General features: G+C 70.0%; 20 protein-coding genes. 8 read left to right on the forward strand and 12 right to left on the reverse strand.

Annotated elements, in window-relative coordinates; genetic code table 11:
- Nucleotides 1-338 precede the first annotated feature (338 nt).
- Complete coding sequence (locus ACZ501_RS10155) at nucleotides 339-542, reverse strand: hypothetical protein (RefSeq protein ID WP_468793869.1); 204 nt, start codon at nucleotides 540-542, stop codon at nucleotides 339-341.
- Nucleotides 543-1,094: 552 nt separating this feature from the next.
- Here ACZ501_RS10155 and ACZ501_RS10160 point away from each other — a divergent pair.
- From ACZ501_RS10160 to ACZ501_RS10175, 4 genes are all read left to right on the forward strand, one after another.
- Nucleotides 1,095-3,752, forward strand: a complete 2,658-nt coding sequence (locus ACZ501_RS10160; RefSeq protein WP_361596542.1) for a DEAD/DEAH box helicase — start codon at nucleotides 1,095-1,097, stop codon at nucleotides 3,750-3,752.
- 377 nt (nucleotides 3,753-4,129) lie between these two features.
- Nucleotides 4,130-4,552 carry a hypothetical protein gene (locus ACZ501_RS10165; protein WP_361596545.1) on the forward strand — a complete coding sequence of 141 codons (423 nt, stop codon included), beginning with the start codon at nucleotides 4,130-4,132 and terminating at the stop codon, nucleotides 4,550-4,552.
- 355 nt (nucleotides 4,553-4,907) lie between these two features.
- On the forward strand, nucleotides 4,908-6,101 hold the full coding sequence (gene cqsA / locus ACZ501_RS10170) for an alpha-hydroxyketone-type quorum-sensing autoinducer synthase (RefSeq protein WP_361596548.1): 1,194 nt from the start codon (nucleotides 4,908-4,910) through the stop codon (nucleotides 6,099-6,101).
- 305 nt (nucleotides 6,102-6,406) lie between these two features.
- Nucleotides 6,407-7,075: a hypothetical protein gene (locus tag ACZ501_RS10175; protein ID WP_361596551.1), complete on the forward strand. Its 669-nt coding sequence runs from the start codon at nucleotides 6,407-6,409 to the stop codon at nucleotides 7,073-7,075.
- Nucleotides 7,076-7,749: 674 nt separating this feature from the next.
- Here the strand turns inward: ACZ501_RS10175 and ACZ501_RS10180 are convergent.
- Nucleotides 7,750-7,965 carry a hypothetical protein gene (locus ACZ501_RS10180; protein ID WP_361596554.1) on the reverse strand — a complete coding sequence of 72 codons (216 nt, stop codon included), beginning with the start codon at nucleotides 7,963-7,965 and terminating at the stop codon, nucleotides 7,750-7,752.
- Nucleotides 7,966-8,242: 277 nt separating this feature from the next.
- On the opposite strand from ACZ501_RS10180, the gene ACZ501_RS10185 reads away from it, so the two are divergent.
- Nucleotides 8,243-8,458 carry a DUF6207 family protein gene (locus ACZ501_RS10185; protein WP_468793872.1) on the forward strand — a complete coding sequence of 72 codons (216 nt, stop codon included), beginning with the start codon at nucleotides 8,243-8,245 and terminating at the stop codon, nucleotides 8,456-8,458.
- Nucleotides 8,459-8,527: 69 nt separating this feature from the next.
- Here ACZ501_RS10185 and ACZ501_RS10190 read toward each other — a convergent pair whose 3' ends face one another.
- The 3 genes from ACZ501_RS10190 to ACZ501_RS10200 form a co-directional block, all read right to left on the reverse strand.
- Nucleotides 8,528-9,001 (reverse strand): hypothetical protein, encoded by a 474-nt coding sequence (locus tag ACZ501_RS10190; protein ID WP_468793875.1) that lies wholly within the window; start codon nucleotides 8,999-9,001, stop codon nucleotides 8,528-8,530.
- A gap of 412 nt (nucleotides 9,002-9,413) precedes the next feature.
- Nucleotides 9,414-9,545: a hypothetical protein gene (locus tag ACZ501_RS10195; RefSeq protein WP_468793878.1), complete on the reverse strand. Its 132-nt coding sequence runs from the start codon at nucleotides 9,543-9,545 to the stop codon at nucleotides 9,414-9,416.
- A 108-nt stretch (nucleotides 9,546-9,653) separates the two neighbouring features.
- A complete protein-coding gene (locus tag ACZ501_RS10200; protein ID WP_468793881.1) occupies nucleotides 9,654-10,490 on the reverse strand; it encodes a replication-relaxation family protein in 837 nt (278 codons plus the stop codon).
- A gap of 142 nt (nucleotides 10,491-10,632) precedes the next feature.
- Between ACZ501_RS10200 and ACZ501_RS10205 the strand changes: the two genes are divergently transcribed.
- Nucleotides 10,633-10,770: a hypothetical protein gene (locus tag ACZ501_RS10205; protein ID WP_468793884.1), complete on the forward strand. Its 138-nt coding sequence runs from the start codon at nucleotides 10,633-10,635 to the stop codon at nucleotides 10,768-10,770.
- A 36-nt stretch (nucleotides 10,771-10,806) separates the two neighbouring features.
- Here ACZ501_RS10205 and ACZ501_RS10210 read toward each other — a convergent pair whose 3' ends face one another.
- Entirely contained in the window at nucleotides 10,807-11,166 is a 360-nt protein-coding gene (locus tag ACZ501_RS10210) for a hypothetical protein (RefSeq protein WP_468793887.1), read from the reverse strand.
- 76 nt (nucleotides 11,167-11,242) lie between these two features.
- Here ACZ501_RS10210 and ACZ501_RS10215 point away from each other — a divergent pair, with 76 nt between their 5' ends.
- The gene (locus ACZ501_RS10215) at nucleotides 11,243-11,779 is read left to right on the forward strand and encodes a hypothetical protein (protein ID WP_468793890.1); all 537 of its coding nucleotides are present in this window, start codon (nucleotides 11,243-11,245) and stop codon (nucleotides 11,777-11,779) included.
- 13 nt (nucleotides 11,780-11,792) lie between these two features.
- Here the strand turns inward: ACZ501_RS10215 and ACZ501_RS10220 are convergent, their stop codons facing one another.
- The 6 genes from ACZ501_RS10220 to ACZ501_RS10245 all read right to left on the reverse strand — a co-directional run bounded on the left by ACZ501_RS10220 (nucleotide 11,793) and on the right by ACZ501_RS10245 (nucleotide 15,976).
- Nucleotides 11,793-12,002, reverse strand: a complete 210-nt coding sequence (locus ACZ501_RS10220) for a cold-shock protein (protein ID WP_468795439.1) — start codon at nucleotides 12,000-12,002, stop codon at nucleotides 11,793-11,795.
- A 189-nt stretch (nucleotides 12,003-12,191) separates the two neighbouring features.
- The gene (locus tag ACZ501_RS10225) at nucleotides 12,192-12,587 is read right to left on the reverse strand and encodes a hypothetical protein (RefSeq protein ID WP_468793893.1); all 396 of its coding nucleotides are present in this window, start codon (nucleotides 12,585-12,587) and stop codon (nucleotides 12,192-12,194) included.
- Between the two features lie 149 nt (nucleotides 12,588-12,736).
- Entirely contained in the window at nucleotides 12,737-13,516 is a 780-nt protein-coding gene (locus ACZ501_RS10230; protein WP_361610009.1) for an SDR family NAD(P)-dependent oxidoreductase, read from the reverse strand.
- Between the two features lie 588 nt (nucleotides 13,517-14,104).
- Nucleotides 14,105-14,311, reverse strand: a complete 207-nt coding sequence (locus ACZ501_RS10235) for a hypothetical protein (protein WP_361610008.1) — start codon at nucleotides 14,309-14,311, stop codon at nucleotides 14,105-14,107.
- Between the two features lie 112 nt (nucleotides 14,312-14,423).
- Nucleotides 14,424-15,020 (reverse strand): hypothetical protein, encoded by a 597-nt coding sequence (locus ACZ501_RS10240; protein ID WP_468793896.1) that lies wholly within the window; start codon nucleotides 15,018-15,020, stop codon nucleotides 14,424-14,426.
- 107 nt (nucleotides 15,021-15,127) lie between these two features.
- A complete protein-coding gene (locus ACZ501_RS10245; RefSeq protein ID WP_468793899.1) occupies nucleotides 15,128-15,976 on the reverse strand; it encodes a helix-turn-helix transcriptional regulator in 849 nt (282 codons plus the stop codon).
- Nucleotides 15,977-16,128: 152 nt separating this feature from the next.
- On the opposite strand from ACZ501_RS10245, the gene ACZ501_RS10250 reads away from it, so the two are divergent.
- Nucleotides 16,129-16,920: an alpha/beta fold hydrolase gene (locus ACZ501_RS10250; protein WP_468793902.1), complete on the forward strand. Its 792-nt coding sequence runs from the start codon at nucleotides 16,129-16,131 to the stop codon at nucleotides 16,918-16,920.
- Nucleotides 16,921-16,942 lie beyond the last annotated feature (22 nt).

Consider the following 16,942-nt stretch of genomic DNA (forward strand, 5'->3'; position numbering starts at 1 on the left):
CCCGCGGAGCGGGTCCCTGCGCGCTGCGCGCGCAGGAGCGAACCGCCTCGCTGCGCTCGGCGGGGCTTGGCTTCGCCAAGCCAGGGCCGGCCCTTCGGGCCGGAGTCCTCCGCTTCGCTTCGGACTGCTCGGGCTCCGCTGCGCTCCACCCGAGCGGGCCTGCTGCGCAGCGCCCAGGACTCCGGTGCTCCGCACCGGAGGTGACCCCGTTTCACGGGGTCCAAGCCTTCGGCCTGTTAGGGGTGTCCGCTGCGCTCCCACCCCCGAACTTCCGGCTGCGCCTCCAGTCCGAAGGGCCCGCACACGGGCCCTGGCTGGCGGAAGCGGGATCGTGGAGGTTAACGGCTGCTGTCTAGGAGTGCCATGGCCGTTTCGAGGTCGACTGCTGGGTCCCCTGTCGCCTCGACGGCAGCGATGAGCTTGTCGAGCTGGGCCGGGGACATCTGATGAGCCAGGCCCTCTCGGAGTTGGATGGTGTCGAAGTGGGCGTCCTGGTCGTATCCGTAGAGGTCGGCCAGGAGTTCTTGGGGGGTGGGTTCCACGGGCAGTCCCTTTTGGGCGGAGGAGGGCAGGAGCCGGGGGCGCTCGTTCGTGTCGCGCCCGCCAATGGTACATGCCGCATCGGTCTGATGCAGCATGTACCATTGGCAGAAATAGGGGGCTCCCTGGTGTTATCTGTGGATCAGGTCTGGACGGCAGATTTCACAGGCGCCCCGCTGGGCCTGCACTTCACTGCGTGGGACGGACTGAACATCATGGATCTCATCCCCTCTCCAACGAGCGTACCGCTGGCCGTCTTTGATTCCTTCGCAGCTAGGCGTCCTGTGGTAGACGCTCCCGCCCTTGGTGACGTACACCCTTCGGGGAAGCTCGGATCGTGCTGTTCGGCAGTGGTCACACTGGGAGCTGGGGAGGAACATCACTTCACAGAAGTCTTCGTCCATGCCTCCCATTTTCTCGCCCCGATGCCTCCGTGACCACCTCATATAGGTCAACTATCCTTACAACACGGACCTTTGAGGTCGCTCACCGGCTGGTGACCTGTGCCCTCGATATTCGAATCTGTCAAAAGATACGTGTGAGGTTGAATCTCGATGCTCCAGCTCCGTGAGCACCAGATTGATCAGAAATCGGCATTCCGCAAATGGGTGGGATTTCCTGCAAGGTCATCGGTGCCCCCGCAGGAGGCCCGGGGGACGATCGTGTCCGCGACCGGCTCGGGCAAGACGATCACCGCCGCCGCGAGCGCGCTGGAGTGCTTCCCGGGCGGCCGGATCCTCGTCACCGTCCCCACGCTGGACCTGCTCGCGCAGACCGCACAGGCGTGGCGACTGGTGGGCCACCGGGCCCCGATGGTCGCCGTCTGCTCGCTGGAGAACGACCCGGTCCTGGGCGAGCTCGGCGTGCGCACCACCACGAACCCGATCCAGCTCGCCCTGTGGGCCGGGCACGGGCCCGTAGTCGTGCTCGCTACATACGCCTCCCTGGTGGACCGCGAAGACATCGACGCACCCGCGGGGCAGCGGAAGGTCCGCGGGCCGCTGGAGGCCGCCCTGGCGGGCGGGGAACGGCTGTACGGGCAGCAGATGGCGGGCTTCGACCTCGCGATCGTCGACGAGGCCCACGGCACTGCCGGTGACCTCGGACGCCCCTGGGCCGCCATCCACGACAACACCCGGATCCCGGCGGACTTCCGGCTGTACCTGACCGCGACACCGCGCATCCTGGCCGCGGCCCGGCCGCAGAAGGCGGGGGGTCCGGAGCCGGAGATCGCGAGCATGGCCGATGACCCGGACGGCACCTACGGGGCGTGGCTGGCCGAGTTGGGGTTGTCGGAGGCGATCGAGCGGGGGATCCTCGCCGGGTTCGAGATCGACGTCCTGGAGATCCGCGACCCCTCCCCCGTCCTCGGCGAGTCCGAGGAAGCGCAGCGGGGACGGCGCCTGGCACTGCTGCAGACCGCGCTCCTGGAGCACGCGGCGGCGTACAACCTGCGTACGGTCATGACCTTCCACCAGAAGGTGGAAGAGGCGGCCGCGTTCGCGGAGAAGCTCCCCGCGACGGCCGCCGAGCTGTACGTCACCGACGCCTCCGACGCCGACCTGGCAGCCGCGGAGCAACTGCCGAAGTCGTCGATCGAGGCGGAGTTCTACGAGCTGGAGGCCGGCCGTCACGTCCCACCGGACCGGGTGTGGTCGGCGTGGTTGTGCGGGGACCACCTCGTCACCGAGCGCCGCGAGGTCCTGCGCCAGTTCGCCAACGGCATCGACGCCGACAACCGGCGCGTGCACCGCGCGTTCCTCGCCTCCGTCCGTGTCCTCGGGGAAGGCGTCGACATCACGGGCGAGCGGGGCGTGGAAGCGATCTGCTTCGCCGACACGCGCGGCTCCCAGGTCGAGATCGTCCAGAACATCGGCCGGGCCCTGCGGCTCAACAAGGACGGCTCCACGAAGATCGCGCGGATCATCGTGCCCGTGTTCCTGGAGCCGGGCGAGGACCCGACCGACATGGTCGCCAGCGCCAGCTTCCACCCTCTTGTAGCCGTCCTCCAGGGCCTGCGCTCCCATGACGACCGCCTCGTCGAGCAGCTCGCCTCCCGCGCGCACACCCACGGCCAGCGCAAGGTCCACCTCCGGCGGGATGAGGACGGGCGGATCGTCGGGGCCGGCGGAGAGGGCGAGGGCCCGGAGGACGACACCGACGCGGCGGCCGAGTCGGCGCTGCTGCACTTCTCCTCACCCCGGGACGCGGCGACCATCGCGGCGTTCCTGCGCACCCGGGTCTACCGGCCCGAGTCGCTGGTGTGGCTGGAGGGTTATCAAGCCCTGCTGCGGTGGCGCAGGGAGAACGAGATCGCCGGTCTCTACGCCGTTCCGTATGACGTCGAGGTCGAGGTCGGCGTCACCAAGGACTTCCCGCTTGGCCGGTGGGTGCATCAGCAGCGGAAGGCGCTGCGGGCCGGTGAGCTGGAGGAGCGGCGTAAGACGCTGCTGGACGCCCCGGAGGCCGGGATGGTCTGGGAACCCGGCGAGGAGGCGTGGGAGAACAAGCTCGCCGCACTCCGGTCCTACCGGAAGGCCACCGGACACCTCGCACCCCGGCAAGACGCCATGTGGGGCGAAGACGACGAGATGGTGCCCATCGGCCAGTACATGGCCAACCTCCGCCGCAAGGGAAGCAAGAACGGACTCGGGAAGGACCCAGACCGCGCCGCGGAACGCGCGGCGCAGCTCACCTCGATCGACAAAGACTGGAACTGCCCCTGGCCACTCGACTGGCAGCGCCACTACCGCGTCCTGGCCGACCTCGTCGACGCCGACGGACAGCTGCCCGACATCGCCCCCGGCGTGCTGTGGGACGGCGACGACATCGGACGCTGGCTCCAGCAGCAGAAACAGCCGGCCACCTGGACGCGGCTGCTGCCCGAACAGCAGAAGCGGCTGACCACACTGGGCGTACAACCCGACCAGGCGCCGCCTCCCGCTCCTGCGGCCAGTCGCGGAGCGAAGGGGCCGAGCAAGACGCAGCAGGCGTTCCAGCGGGGCCTGGCGGCACTCACGCAGTGGGTGGAGCGGGAGGGCGCGGACCGGCCCGTCCCCAGGGCCCACGGCGAGGAGATCACAGTCGAAGGTGAAACGGAGCCGGTGATCGTCAAGCTCGGCGTATGGGTCTCCAACACCAAAACCCGACGCCACAAACTCACCGCCGACCAGCTCGCCGCCCTCACACAGCTGGGCGTCGACTGGGCCTGACACGCCGCCTCGCCCGTCGTTGAGCGGAGAGGTCAGCGAAGTGGAGACCCGGGGCGTCGTGACCCCCAGGGCCTTCGTCTCGCTCCTGGCACCGGGTGGCGGTGCAACACGGAGCTGCAACGCGGGCCCCCAGACCGGCCTTCGGCCGGTGTTCTCGCAGGTCAGAGGTGCAACGTGCTCACGCGTTGCAGAGCCGGTGTTGCAGGCCCGAGCGGGTGCGTTGCAGTCGCCTGTGTCGCGTCACCGCTTCGAGTGGCTTGTTCGTCACCGGCCGCGGGGAGCCTTGCCGGGAAGCACGCACCCCTGTGGTCTCCGTCGGCTATACCGGAGCGGGGCCGACTGCCCTGCCCGTCGTAGGAGAAGGAGTCCACCGCCTCATGACCGACGCCGCGAACACCCCTCCCACCACCCGCGCCGCCCGCGTGCTCACCAGCGTCGCCGTCGCCCTCGGCTTCGCCTACATCGGCTTAATGACCTTCATCTCGGTGCCTCAGCTCACGGACTACATCGGCGGCCGGGACATCGACTTCCCGGTGTTCCTGGCCATCGCGGCTGTGGCCGGCCCCGCCCTGTTCTGGGCCTTCATCGGACTCGGCATCGGGCTGAGCAAGACGGGCTGGGCGGCCGGACTCGCCAGCACCGGCATCCTCGCCACCCTCACCTACGGGTGGCTCCTCGCTTCCTCCAACGGCCACGGCTTCTCCTACTGGCTGTTCCTCACCCTGATCGTCGCCACCAACCTCGGCGCCTTCTGCGTCATGCCCTACGCCCTCGTCCGCGGCACCATCGGACGACGCTGACCTTCCAGGCCGTCCTGCTACGCCTCGCCCCACCCGCGCAAGCCCTAGGACTGCTCTCCGCCCTCCGCGCCCCACCGGCCGACGAAGTCCCCCAGGGCGCGGCGTTGCTGATCCTCGCACGCCTCATGCTCCCCCTCCTTCGCCGGGCTTTCGCTGCCGGAAGGAATGAGTCTGCTGGCAGACGGTCCGGGTGTTGTCTGCCGGTTCCGGGCTTGTTCACTGCAGGTCGTTGACCAGGTAGAGGATGGCTCTCGGGACGCGGTGTACTCGCACCCGAACAGAAGGGCAATGGACCACCCGAACGTGCTTGCCGGGCAGCGTCTTTCGGCTGGTCTGCGGGCCTACATTGCGCTGCATGATCGATGCTTGCGCCGTCAGCCCCTTGCTGCCCTCATTCGTTCAGGAACGGGTGGAGGCTTTCCATGCCAACGGGATTCGGGGCCGGTGGGGAGGCCGACACATCCTGCGCGGCCGACGTCTGCCGGGTCCGCACTCCACCGTCGTCGACAGCAACGACTACCTGCGCCTGGCCGGCGACAAACGCGTGGTGGACGCCGTAGCCGAGTCACTCCATGCCATGCGGGGAGCGCGGCTCGCCTCTGCGGTGCTGCTGTATGAAGAGCACCCGCAAACGGTGCTGGAGCGAGAGCTGGCCCAGTCCCTCGGTTCAGGGGCGGGCGTTTTCTGCCAGTCGGGTTTCGACGCCAACGTCGGTCTGCTGCAAACCCTGGCCGGGCCTGAAGTACCGGTGTACGTGGACATGCTGGCCCACATGTCGCTGTGGGCTGGAGCGAAGGCTGCAGGCGCCCCCGTGCGGCCCTTCCGCCACAACGATGTCCACCACCTGGCGCGCCGTATCGAAGAGCACGGGCCCGGAGTGATCGCGGTCGACTCGATGTACAGCGTGTGCGGCAGCCTTGCGCCGCTGGGCGCGTTGTGCGAGATGGCCGAGCAGACCGGCTGTGTCCTGGTCGTCGACGAGGCACACTCACTAGGCACCCACGGCCCGGACGGTGCGGGCATGGTCGCCGAGGCGGGACTGGCCGGGCGGGTGCATTTCCGCACGATGAGCCTGTCGAAGGCGTTCGCGAAGCGCGCCGGCTACATCACCTGCCCGGACGAGGACTTCGTCGAATACTTCAAGATGACCTCCCTGCCGGCGGTCTTCGCCTCCACCCTGGTGCCGTCCGACCTGGTGCAGATCGCCGCCACCCTGGACGTCGTCCGCGCCGACGAGTGGCGCCGCACCCGCCTGCGGGAAGTCGCCACAACCTTGCGGGAAGGGCTCACCGGCCTCGGGTACGACCTTCGGGGTTCGGGCGCCCACATCATGTCGCTGCCCACCGGCCGGGACGAAACAGTCATCCGGGTACGCGACATCATGGAAGAACACGACGTGTTCGCATCCGTCTTCTGTCCCCCCGCCACCCCCCACAACCGCACCGCACTACGGCTCTCCCTGCACTGCGACCTCACCGACCATGACGTGGACCGCATCCTTCACGCCGCTGAGACCGTCCGCCCCCTATGCACCCCGCCCACCACCTGACCTCGCAACCACCCACCGGCAAGCGCACGACACCAAGCTCCCCCGCCCCAGCAAAGCCGGCGCTTTGCTGGCAAACCCGCCACGCGAGTGGCCCAGGCCCCCGCCTCGGCCTACCCCGCTTGCCGCCCTCCTGGCATCCTGCCGCCTGGGCACTGCCACCGCCGCCCAGTGGGCTCCGCGCAGGTGAATTCCAGCATCCCTGCTCGACGGGCCGGTGCACGATCAGCTGCATTGCGTCACTCCTGGGAGGGACATCGCGGCCCGAACCGGCCCAGCGGGAGGCAGTGAGGTTGATGATCGTCGGCATGACATCCTCCCTCAGTCGCCGTCGTCTGCTCAGCCACGCTGTGGCGGCTGCCGGCATGGGGCTGCTCGCGACGGGCGCAGCAGCCACCCGTGCAGCCGCTGCCGCGAAGCCATCCGGTCAGGCCCCTCCGGTGCTGCCGGCGATCGGCCAGCAGTTCACCCTCAGTTGTATCGGCTTCGGGGCAACACTGGTCGTGGATCTCCCACCGCCGCTGCCGACACTGAACTTCATCGGTTCCCGGGTTGTGAGGGTCGAAGTCGGTGGCGCCGACTTCGTTCGCCTGCGAACCGTCGACTTCGCGATGGAGGCGCTACACCCGTTGTTCGGGAAAGTGACCCTGCGGCTACCGGACATCGCCTCCTCCCCGGACGGCCTCCTCCAACTCACCCCTGACGGTCTCGTCGAGACGTGGACCCAGTCGATGGCCCTCACCTTCGATCGCTCAGGTGACGTCGAGGGCCCGTTCTCCTACGAGACCCTTGAGCCGGGGAAGTGGATCGCCAACCACATCCTGTTCCCGCCACCGCCCCAGGAGATGAACCCGGACGGGTCATCCACCGGGGGCACCAGGTACGTGCTGCAGGCGCCGATCAAATACGGCCACGACTCCACAGAGGCTGCCCAGCTCCGGGGATTCGACGTCAACCAAGGCGTCACCCTGGGCTAATGCCGCTGCCCAAGACCCGCTCCACGGAGTCGGAACCCGACGGGCACACGCGAGGGGAAGCACCGGACTGTACGGTCCGGGGACCTTCGCGCATGCCCGGCGGCGACGTACAAGACGTACCCCGGGCCCTCGGTGCGGTCCAGGCGGAACCAGCCGGGCATCTCCCGCACGAAGGCGTCCGCGCTCGGCCAGGCCGGCGAGACGTGAACTTCGCGGACGCTGTCGATCAAGTCGGGGAAGCGGCCCTCGCGCCGGGCCTGAGCCAGCTGCGCGGACAGCCGGCGATACATCGGCGGCGTGTACGGCAGCACGCCCTCGGCAGCGAGGCGGTACATCACCTGCCGCAGCGTGACCTTCAAGGGCGCCTACCCGTCCACGATCTGCCGCGCCCGTTCCACGACGAGGGGCCACCGGATCCGTTCACGAGCCATACCGGTACATGTACCCCTGCGGCGCCGCCGGCTCCCCGGACACGGGACAGACCTCTTCGTCCGGCTATCGCGGACAAAGAGGTGTCGTTTTCCGAAGGGGGCTTGCCCACGGCATCTGACCTGCACGAATGCAAGATCACCAGATTCGGGGGGTCCCACTCCCGGTCACACCTTCGGTCCCCCGCCTAGTACAACCGTGCAGACAACTCTCCAGCCGCCCTCCGGTGCAACCCCCGCGAAGGATCAGCGGAGAGGCTCCCAGGCTTCCGGGCCGGCGCCTCGCCACTCCACGAAGTCGGGGTCGGTGAGGTCCACGTCGTCAGCGTTCTCGAGCCCGGCGGCCGCGAGGAAGACCCGGATGTCGGCCGGCCGGTGCGCAACCCCGATGGCAACGCCGTCGTAGCGCACCCGGCGCCAGCCCTGCTCGTCGGGCGGGTAGACGATCAGCTTCGCGACCATGCGCCCAGCCTGTCCCCGTCGCACCCCACCGTCACCCGGCCAGGCGCGAACGGGTGAGGCCGCAGAGCGCGGCCGCCAGCGAAAATGCCAGACCGTTGGTCTCGGCGACGGAGTACGTTCGGGCGTACGGGGTGCGGCCCTGGCCACCAGGGCCGCGACGGGGGCCGCACCCCGACAGAACCGACCGTGCGACGCCCGCGGCCTGAGTTGGCTCCTTCGTGCGGGTGGACCCGGGGCGGCGGCGAACCGTTCCGGTCCCAGCGCCGTCGCAGGGCTCATGAAGCCGATCGACGAGCAGCACATCGCGGAGCCCGGCCTGGTGGTCCTGGACATCACCGGCGGGGACGATGACACCGTCCGGGCCGTCATGGCCGCGCTGGAAGAGCGCTGGGCCACATCAGGCGTCGGCCCGGGGCGCAGGGATCCCGGCGAGCCAGGCGTCCGGGCCCGGGTCTACGCCGACGTCCTGCGCCCGGGACGGGAAGCCCCGTAGCCACAGGCCCCTGGGCAAGCCCTCCTCGATGAGGGCTTGCCCAGGGTCGCCTTGGGCTTGCCCAGGTGCTCAGGCTTGCCCGGCCGGCGCCCATAGGGGGTGCGCACGGCCGGTGCCGTGGCAGTGGGAGCACAGTCCGCCGCCGGGCGTCCTGTGCACGTCGATGGTGGTGACGGCGTCGCGCAGGAGGTGGGTGAGGCCGTCCACGTGGTCGGTGTGGAGGGCGAGCTGGTGGCGCTTGCCGAGCAGGATCTCCAGCGCGGTGTCCGGCGCGGCGGCGCCCAGTTCGTAGGTGATGCCGCGGGTGACCGTGGCGATCAGATCGTGGACGTGGCCCATCGTCTCCCCGCCGGACAGCTCCACTCGCGCGGTGAAGGCGATGTCACCGGGCCGGGTGAGGGAGAGCAGCGCGCCGGCGCGCTCGAAGGGGGCGAGGCGCCCGACGGGTTCGGAGTGGGTGTGGCGGAGAGCGGCGAGGGCGTGCCACATGTCCCCCGCATCGCCGGGCAAGGGCCCGGGGCTGTGCTGCTTGTTTCGTCTCATGGCTCCGGTGTACGACCGGCGAGGAGGCGTCGGGCGGCCCCGAGGGTCTGCGTCCCGGAGAGTGGCGCCGCGACTTCGGGAGCCGTCCCGCCGCGTGATCCGGGTGCTGGGCAAGCCCTCGGCGCGGAGGGCTTGCCCAGCAGAATGCGTGACCGGTCGGCGGGCCGGTCGTGACCGATCCGCCTCCCACGGTCGGTCAACCAGCACATCAGCGGCGTGACCGGTCCATCCAACTCCCGCTCTGCGCGGTGATCGGTCATCGGTCACGCGTCATCGGTCAGCGTGTCCTGGCCGTGAAGGCCGGCGCTGGCCGTGACCGATGCCGCCCTGCCGACGAGCCCCGGCTGGTGTGGGCAAGCCGGTGCATGGGGGTGGCTTGCGGCAGGCTCCCCTTGGGCTTGCCCAGTGCCGGTCAGCGGCCGACCGGTTCGGGGTAGCGGGAGCGGCGCCGGTGCGGGTCGTCGACGCCGATCTCGTACCAGGGCTCGCCGCGCTGGAGGCTGGGCAGGGTGGTGGCCCACACCGCGATGGTGATGCCCTGCACGGCGGCGGTGAGCGCCTGGAGGCGGTTGTCGAGGAGGTGTTCGGCCTTGCCAGCCAGGACGATGTGCAGCCGCGGAAAGGTGGTGGAGCGGGTGTAGCGGTGGCGCTGCTAGAACGGGTACGTGCCGCCGATGGTGCCTCGGGCGCCTTCCCAGACGCGGTGTCCGGCGTAGCGCTCGTAGTGCCAGACCTCCTTCGCGAGGTGGGCCCGGGACATGGTGCCGTTGTCGAGTTCGAAGAGGCGGACCTCGCTGGTGTTGGTGGGCACGGCGAGTTCGGCGTCGGTGTTGAAGGACAGGCCGGTTTCCTTGATGGCGTGGTTGACCTCTACCTGCCAGTCGGTCAGGTACTCCCGGCGCCCACCGAGGACGGTGTCGGTGTAGGCGAGGATCGTGTCGGTGACCGCGACGGCGTGCGGGCCGAACCCAGCGCGTACGGCCTTCGCTCCGGTGCCGGCCTTCGGTCGTGCGGGGAGTTCGTTGCCGTCGGCCAGAGCTTTCTGCCCGGCCGGGGTGAGGTTCCAGATCTGGTGCTTGCCGTCCTTGCCGTTCGTCTCCGCCAGCCCCAGCTTCGCCAGTTCCACCATGGCTCTGCGTACGTACGACCGGCCGTCCGACCCCTCTTCCGTGATCACCTGGGCCATCTGCCGGACCGTGGCTATCCGTACGCACCCGAGCATCCGCAGCACATCGGCCCGTACCTTCCCGGCCGTGGGAGTGGACTTCTTCCCCTTCGCTGGTGTCTCAGGGGTAGGGAGAGAGGTGTCAGCGTGCCGGGCAGCCCCCTGGCAGGCGGTGTGAGCTGCGGTGATGGGTAGGCCGTTCGAGTCGTTCACGGCACTGGACGCGGCACTGGGTTCCGGGCCGTCTGCAGGGCGCTCGGCACCCCTTGACCAGGTCGGGCGCGGCTCCGGATCGGGCTGCCGGGCGCTGCCGGCGTACGTCATCGTCGAGGCTCCTCACGCGGGCGCGGGACTCCGGGCAGAGCCCCGCATTCACCTGCTACAGGTGCCGGAGAAGCCGACGGTGTGACGCCTGTTATCGAGCCGTGATCATTCGGTGGGTGCGGCGCAGAGCTCGGAGACGACCGTGAACGAGGTCGTTCCTGTCGCCACCGCGGCGGTCGACCGGCTCCGGCACCACTCGCACATCGTGCTGACCGAGGGCACCAGCCTCCGCCTCGCCCAGGCCACCAACGGCCAAGGCGTCGTCCCGTTCACCAGCTAGTGACAGCATTCGCCGCCTGCCATCGAGGCAGGTCGACTACCAGACGACGATCCCACCGCCTACGGCCTTGGCGCGAACCGCGGCGGCAACGATGTTGTCGAATCGCTGGGCGACATAGTCGGTGTCATAACCGCCCTGGCCGGCCAGGTTGTCGAGGTGAGGACGGATGGACTCGCACTCCGCGAGGAAGTCGTCGATCTCGTCCCGCTCCACGTAAAGGTCGTCACCGTCGAGCCGCGGGAAGAACCGGGATCCCAAGTCCCGCACCACCGCGGATCCCCACAGTCGGGTCCGAGTGCTCTCGAAGCCCGCCAGTGTGTCGCCGTACTCAGGGTCTTCGAGGAAGTCGTACCTGCCATCGGCGTCGTAGACAAAGGTGTGTACGAGGAGAGTCATGAGCCGATTCTCCTGACCGGGCTCACACCACGTCGAACGCATTACCGGCCGTCAGGGCGCCAAAGCTGCAGATCACGTGGCTCTGGGGCGACATGAGATCGAGTGCGCCGACGACCCCAGGGCGCAGCAACTCGCGGGCCTCGCGCAGGACGGTCGCCGCGGCCTCGGGAACGCCGTCGGGCACGACCAGGTCCTGAACGAGGTCGTGCACGTCGGCGTACTGGCCGACCACGTAGTGGGCGCGTTCGCCGGGCACCGGGAACGGGAGGCACTGCGTGAGCTGAACGCCGAGCAGCAGCGCAGGCTCGGCGAGCTCGGCGTGAAGCCGCAGAAGGCCGTACGGGCCCGTAAGACCCCTGCGAAGGTCGCCGTGACGTCCGGGCCGAACGCGGGCGGCGGGGCGTTCCAGAGGGGCGTGGAGGCGCTCGCGCAGTACGTCGCGAGGGAGGGCCGGCTGCCGGGGCGCGGCGTCGTCCAGGTCCTGCCCGATGGGACCGAGCACCGCACCGGGATCTGGATCGGGAACATGAAGGCGCGCCGCGACCGGCTCGACGGTGGCCAGCTCGCCGCACTCGCTGAGCTGGGGGTGGAGTGGGCGAGCGGACCTCGGTAAGGGGGCTACGGCGTCACGCGATCTGGACCTCTTCGGCCTGCATGCCCTTCTGCCCCCGGGTGGCGACGAAGGTGACCGCCTGCCCTTCCTTGAGGGTTTTGAAGCCGTCGGCCTGAATGGCCTTGAAGTGGACGAAGAGATCATCGCCCGACTGGGGTGTGATGAACCCGTACCCCTTCTCCTCGTTGAACCACTTCACTACGCCGTTCTGCCGGTTGCTCACGCTTCCACCGATCTCTTCGAGAATGATCAACGGCCCCATCCCTGCCCACCCCGGTCCCAGAGGAAAACCTGAGGGCCGTGAGCAGCGGCGGGTATCCCCGGTCCGGCTTCACGGACGCGGGTATGCGCGACCTGGCGGCGGGCGGGGAAAGCCAGCGACGCCGCACAGGACGGTCCGTGAGCACTGCGTCTACCGCGTACGCCCCGCGCCCCTGGCCGGTCCGGCCTGCTGCCGATGGGCGGGGAGCGCGGCCTCCGTCGGGGCCTGCTGTCCGGGAGCTGCGGCGGCGGGTGTCGTGACGGAGCGGGAGCGGGCCGCCACCGGGGAGACCCGGATCCGCACCGGGGAGGCGGGCGCGGGCGGCTCCGAGGGCGGTGTCGTCAGGGAGTTCAGGGTCGCGTCCACGAGACGGCCGACAGCGGCGGCACCCGAAGCCTCCTTGAAGGAGGTGTCGTCCTTCAGGCGGGCCAAGTGCGCGCCGAGGAGTGCGGGGCCGCCCTGGTCGCGGATCTGGTTCATGCGGGCCGCGAGCAGGGGCCAGGGGCGGGAGCCGACCAGGAGACCGACCTGCGTCTCGGGCAGCACGTCCTTGACGAGTCCGACGATCGTGGCGTGCGCGAGCGGCTTGACGCCCAGCTGTTCCTCCGCAAGGACTCTCCGGGTGACGTGAGTAGCGCAGCCCAGTCTTGGCGAGCAATTCCTCGAAACGGTCCCTGAGGGTGCCCCCCGGGTGATCACCCGGCCGCGATCGGTCCGAGGTAGGTACCGCCGGAGACATCGATGGTCTGGCCGGTCACCCAGCGCCCCTGCGGGCCCGCCAGGAAGCCCACCACGTCGGCGACGTCCTCCGGCTGGCCGATCCGCCCGAGCGCGGTGATCGACTCAAGCGCGGCCACCGCCTCGGGAACCGCAGCGTAGGGGGCGATCATGTCGGTCAGCACCACCCCGGGTTCGACCGTGTTCACGGTGATCCCACGCCGGCCCAGCTCGTTGGCGAGCGACGGGCCGAGAGCCGCCAGGGCCGCCTTGGTGACGGTGTAACCGATCTGGCCGGGCTCCGCGATCCGGGTGGCCGCCGAGCCCATGTTGACGATCCGTCCGCCGTCCCGCAGCAGTGGCAGCGCCCGCTGAACCACGAAGACCGGCGTGCTCACGTTGACCGCCAGCAGCCGCCCGAACTCCTCCTCGGTGAGCTGCCCGATCGAACTGACCGAGTGGATGCCCGCGTTGTTGACCAGGATGTCCAGGCCCTCCGCGCCGTGGTCCGCCAACCCGGCGATGAGCTCCTTGAACAGCCGGTCCACCGCACCGCTCTCGCCGAACCGGGCCCGCACCGCGAACGCCCGGCCACCGACTTCGGCGACCCGCGCCACGGTCTCCGCGGCGGCCGCATCGTTGCCGCCGTAGTGGACCGCGACGAGCGCTCCCTCGGCAGCGAGCCGCAGGGCGACCGCGCGCCCGATCCCCCGCGAGCCGCCCGTCACCAGTGCGGTCCTGCCGTCCAGTTCCCCCATGATCGCCTCTTTCCCTCGTGATGCCCCGGTCGATCCGGGAACGATTCAGCCTGAGCGGCCTCAGTGAAGTGCGGTGCTGATCCTCACGCGCCCACCCAGGTCGGTGCCGTGCCAGCCCAAGGATCAAGCACTCGCCATCGACCGACCCGCTCAGATGACAATGGAATGCCGTGGCACGCACGTCATGCCGTGCCCCCTCCCGTTGACCACTTCGCGGACGCTCCCACCCTGCCGGACCCGGGCCTTGACCGACAGGGCATGCTCAGTCAGCCCAGCGGCGGGAAGACATGCTGGGCACCGTGATTCATCTCAGCACCAACGGCTGTTCAGTGATCCCCAAGGCCGTGCCGGGCGGGCGAAGGTGCGACGGCTCATACGCCGGACTCCAGGACCGGGGTACGACAGACAGTCCACCGGGCCGTCGCAGGCGGCCCCCTGAGCGGCGGCCTGGGAGTGACCGTGCACGGTGCGGACACGACGAGACCCCCGCGCGTATGGCGGCAGGGGTCTGCCGTTGTGGGGATCGGGTGCTGGCCGCTACTGGGGGACGCTGGCGGGAAGGGTGCAGGAGTCGTCGTCGCGCCAGCCCTATTCGCCCCCGGCGTCGTGGTACTCGGCTGCGTGGCCGGGCTCGTCATCACACTGCCACCACTGGCCGTGGGGGTCCGCGAAGAGAGCGGTGCCCGTCTCGGGGCCCGGAGCCGGCGGCGGGGTCAGTATGCCGAGGGAGGCGAGAGCTGCGGTGAGGGCCTCCACCATCTCCGAGGAGTTGGCCGACGGAAGGATGTCCATCATGCGAGCACAGTAGCGACGCAGTAGCACGGCGTCACTGGGCCCTCTCGTGATCCGGCCAGCGGCTGGGAGTCAGGATGCCTTCATGCCCTACGGCTCGCCCAGACGTGGCGCCTCAGATGTCGGGCGTCCACACCTCGGGCCCGCCGCCTTCCCAGCGGATCGGCCCGTCCTCCGACAGGTCCACGTCCTCCAGGTCAGCCCGCCGGAGGAACTCCGCCACGTCCAGCGGCGAAAACGCGCGACCGAGGTCCGCGTCGACGCCGTGAACATGGGCCGTCACCTTCCGGCTGCCCTTCGACGACACGGGATGCACGACGATCTCCGTCTGATCCGCCATGCCCCCAGCCTGCGTGAGTGCGGTCAGTCCAGCACGCCGAGCTCGCGTCCGGCCGGCACGCCACTGCGGCCCTACCGGGTGGGTGCCCCGCAGGCCGGCGGGCCAGGCCAGCGTCACCCGCAGACCGCCCGATCCCGAACGGAACCGCTCCACCACCCGCACGTGCCCGGACACCGTCAACGGCACCGATCCCGGCACCGTCGGCCGGCCCACCGCCGCCCCCGCCTCCCCCGCCGTCAGCGCGGCCAGTTCGTCGGCGTCCTCGTCGGTGGACCAGCCAGACAGCTCCCGCAGCGCCCCAGTGACAATCACCCGCGGTGTCGCAGCGAGCAGACAGGCGCGGTGCTTGCTCTGCTGGCGGAGGCTCGCCAACAGGTGCCGGAACCTGACCGGAGATAGGGCCCACCGGTCCAGTCCGACGCCGGAGCCTGATGGCTGTGCCGCCCGGGCGGCGGTCCACCTGTCCCGGCGTGTGGACGTCAGCGGGACGCGGTGAACTGGCCGGTGCCCACGACCTTGAGGAGGGCGAGGCGTTCGGCGGTGTCGCTGCCGACGGGCGGGGTGTACAGGACCACGCGCTGGTCCCCCTCGGGGGCGAGCAGGACCTGGCAGTCCAGGTCGACGGGGCCAATCAGTGGGTGCAGGACGCGCATCCGTGAGGCCCGGCGTACGGAGACCTCGTGCAGCTCCCACAAGGCGGTGAATTCCTGCCCGAGCCCCCGGAGCCGCTCCACCAGGCGCGTCGCGGCTGGGTCGCCGGCGCGTCGGCCCACCGCCGCCCGCAGGTCCGCCACATGCAGCCGGCTGTAGTACTCGTGCTCCTCCACTGGGTACGCGGCGCGCTGGGACGGGTCGGCGAACCAGCGCCAGACCACGTTGCGGCCGTGCTCGGACACCGAGCACACCCCGCCCAGCAGGGCCTCGGCCATCGCGTTCTGGGCCAGGACGTCACCGAGATCGCTGATGACCTGCACCGGCGTGGCCGGCATCTGATCCAGCATGTGCAGCAGTCCCGGGCTCACGTGGTTCTCCGGCCGTCCCAGCGGCGGGCGCCGTCCGGCGAGAAGGTGGAGGTGGTCGCGTTCGTCGTCGGACAGGCGCAGGGCGCGTGCCAGTGCCGCGAGCATCTCCGGTGAGGGCTGCGGACCACGGGCTTGCTCGAGCCGGATGTAGTAGTCGGCAGACATGCCGGCGAGCTGGGCCACCTCCTCGCGGCGCAGGCCGGGTGTGCGCCGCCGGGGGCCGACCGGCAGACCCGCGTCCTGGGGCCTTACCCGGTCGCGCGAGCGGCGCAGGAAATCAGCGAGTGCCTCACGGTCGATCTTCATACGGTCATCCTGCCGGAGGGGCTACGGGCCCCAACCAGGGACTGCCGATCCCAGGGTAAGGAGGTCTCTGCCGGCCGTTGCCGGACGGCGGCACTGTTGGTCTGGCCGGAGCACGAACGCCCCGGCCGACACACAGCAGATCGGAGAATCCCATGGCCACCATCACCGTCAACGGCGCTAAGGTCCACTATGAGAAGACCGGCTCGGGCCCCGCCCTGCTCCTGGTCCACGGCACCGGATCGGCCGGCGGCGCCGTCAACTGGGGTCAGACCGCACCCCGGTTCACCCCGAACCGCACCGTGATCACCCCCGACCTTTCCGGCACGGACGCCACCGTCGACGACGGCGGCCCGCTGACCGCCGAGGGCCTGGCCGCGCAGGTCATCGCCGTCATCGAGGACGCGGCGGACGGGCCGGTCGACCTGCTGGGCTTCTCCATGGGCTCCACGGTCACCGCGACCGTCGCCGCTCTCCGGCCCGACCTGGTGCGGCGACTGATCCTCGTCGCCGGCTGGGCCCACACCGACAGCGACGAGTACCTGCGCAGCCTCTTCACCCTCTGGCAGAGCCTCGGTACGAGCGACCCCGCGGCCTTCGGCCGCGCCGTGGCGATGACCGGCTTCAGCCGCGCCTTCCTCAACTCCATCGGCCGCGAGGCGTTCGAAGCCCTCATCCCCAACATGCCGCCCACCCCCGGCACCCTGCGGCACATCGCCTACGACCTCCAGGTGGACATCCGCCCGTTGCTCCCCCGCGTCCAGGCCCCGACCCTGGTGATCGGGGGCACCCAGGACATCACGGTCCCGGTCGAACACAGCCGTGCGCTGCACGCCGCGATCGCGGACAGCTCCTACGCCGAGCTCGACGCGGGCCACGTCATGTTCTTCGAGCAGGAAGACGCCTTCGTCAAGCTCGTGACCGACTTCACCGAACGTTCGGCATGACTGGCGTGCGCACCGCAGGTGA

It is taken from the genome of Streptomyces sp. NPDC034085 (assembly GCF_055575555.1).

What these genes read in the sequence shown, in the direction of transcription:
- ACZ501_RS10200 (WP_468793881.1), bottom strand. Translation starts at nt 10,490, where the DNA reads ATGACGTACGCCGGCAGCGCCCGGCAGCCCGATCCGGAGCCGCGCCCG.
- cqsA (WP_361596548.1), top strand. Translation starts at nt 4,908, where the DNA reads ATGATCGATGCTTGCGCCGTCAGCCCCTTGCTGCCCTCATTCGTTCAG.
- ACZ501_RS10180 (WP_361596554.1), bottom strand. Translation starts at nt 7,965, where the DNA reads ATGGTCGCGAAGCTGATCGTCTACCCGCCCGACGAGCAGGGCTGGCGC.
- ACZ501_RS10230 (WP_361610009.1), bottom strand. Translation starts at nt 13,516, where the DNA reads ATGGGGGAACTGGACGGCAGGACCGCACTGGTGACGGGCGGCTCGCGG.
- ACZ501_RS10175 (WP_361596551.1), top strand. Translation starts at nt 6,407, where the DNA reads ATGACATCCTCCCTCAGTCGCCGTCGTCTGCTCAGCCACGCTGTGGCG.
- ACZ501_RS10235 (WP_361610008.1), bottom strand. Translation starts at nt 14,311, where the DNA reads ATGATGGACATCCTTCCGTCGGCCAACTCCTCGGAGATGGTGGAGGCC.
- ACZ501_RS10210 (WP_468793887.1), bottom strand. Translation starts at nt 11,166, where the DNA reads ATGACTCTCCTCGTACACACCTTTGTCTACGACGCCGATGGCAGGTAC.
- ACZ501_RS10165 (WP_361596545.1), top strand. Translation starts at nt 4,130, where the DNA reads ATGACCGACGCCGCGAACACCCCTCCCACCACCCGCGCCGCCCGCGTG.
- ACZ501_RS10190 (WP_468793875.1), bottom strand. Translation starts at nt 9,001, where the DNA reads ATGAGACGAAACAAGCAGCACAGCCCCGGGCCCTTGCCCGGCGATGCG.
- ACZ501_RS10160 (WP_361596542.1), top strand. Translation starts at nt 1,095, where the DNA reads ATGCTCCAGCTCCGTGAGCACCAGATTGATCAGAAATCGGCATTCCGC.
- ACZ501_RS10185 (WP_468793872.1), top strand. Translation starts at nt 8,243, where the DNA reads ATGAAGCCGATCGACGAGCAGCACATCGCGGAGCCCGGCCTGGTGGTC.
- ACZ501_RS10250 (WP_468793902.1), top strand. Translation starts at nt 16,129, where the DNA reads ATGGCCACCATCACCGTCAACGGCGCTAAGGTCCACTATGAGAAGACC.
- ACZ501_RS10245 (WP_468793899.1), bottom strand. Translation starts at nt 15,976, where the DNA reads ATGAAGATCGACCGTGAGGCACTCGCTGATTTCCTGCGCCGCTCGCGC.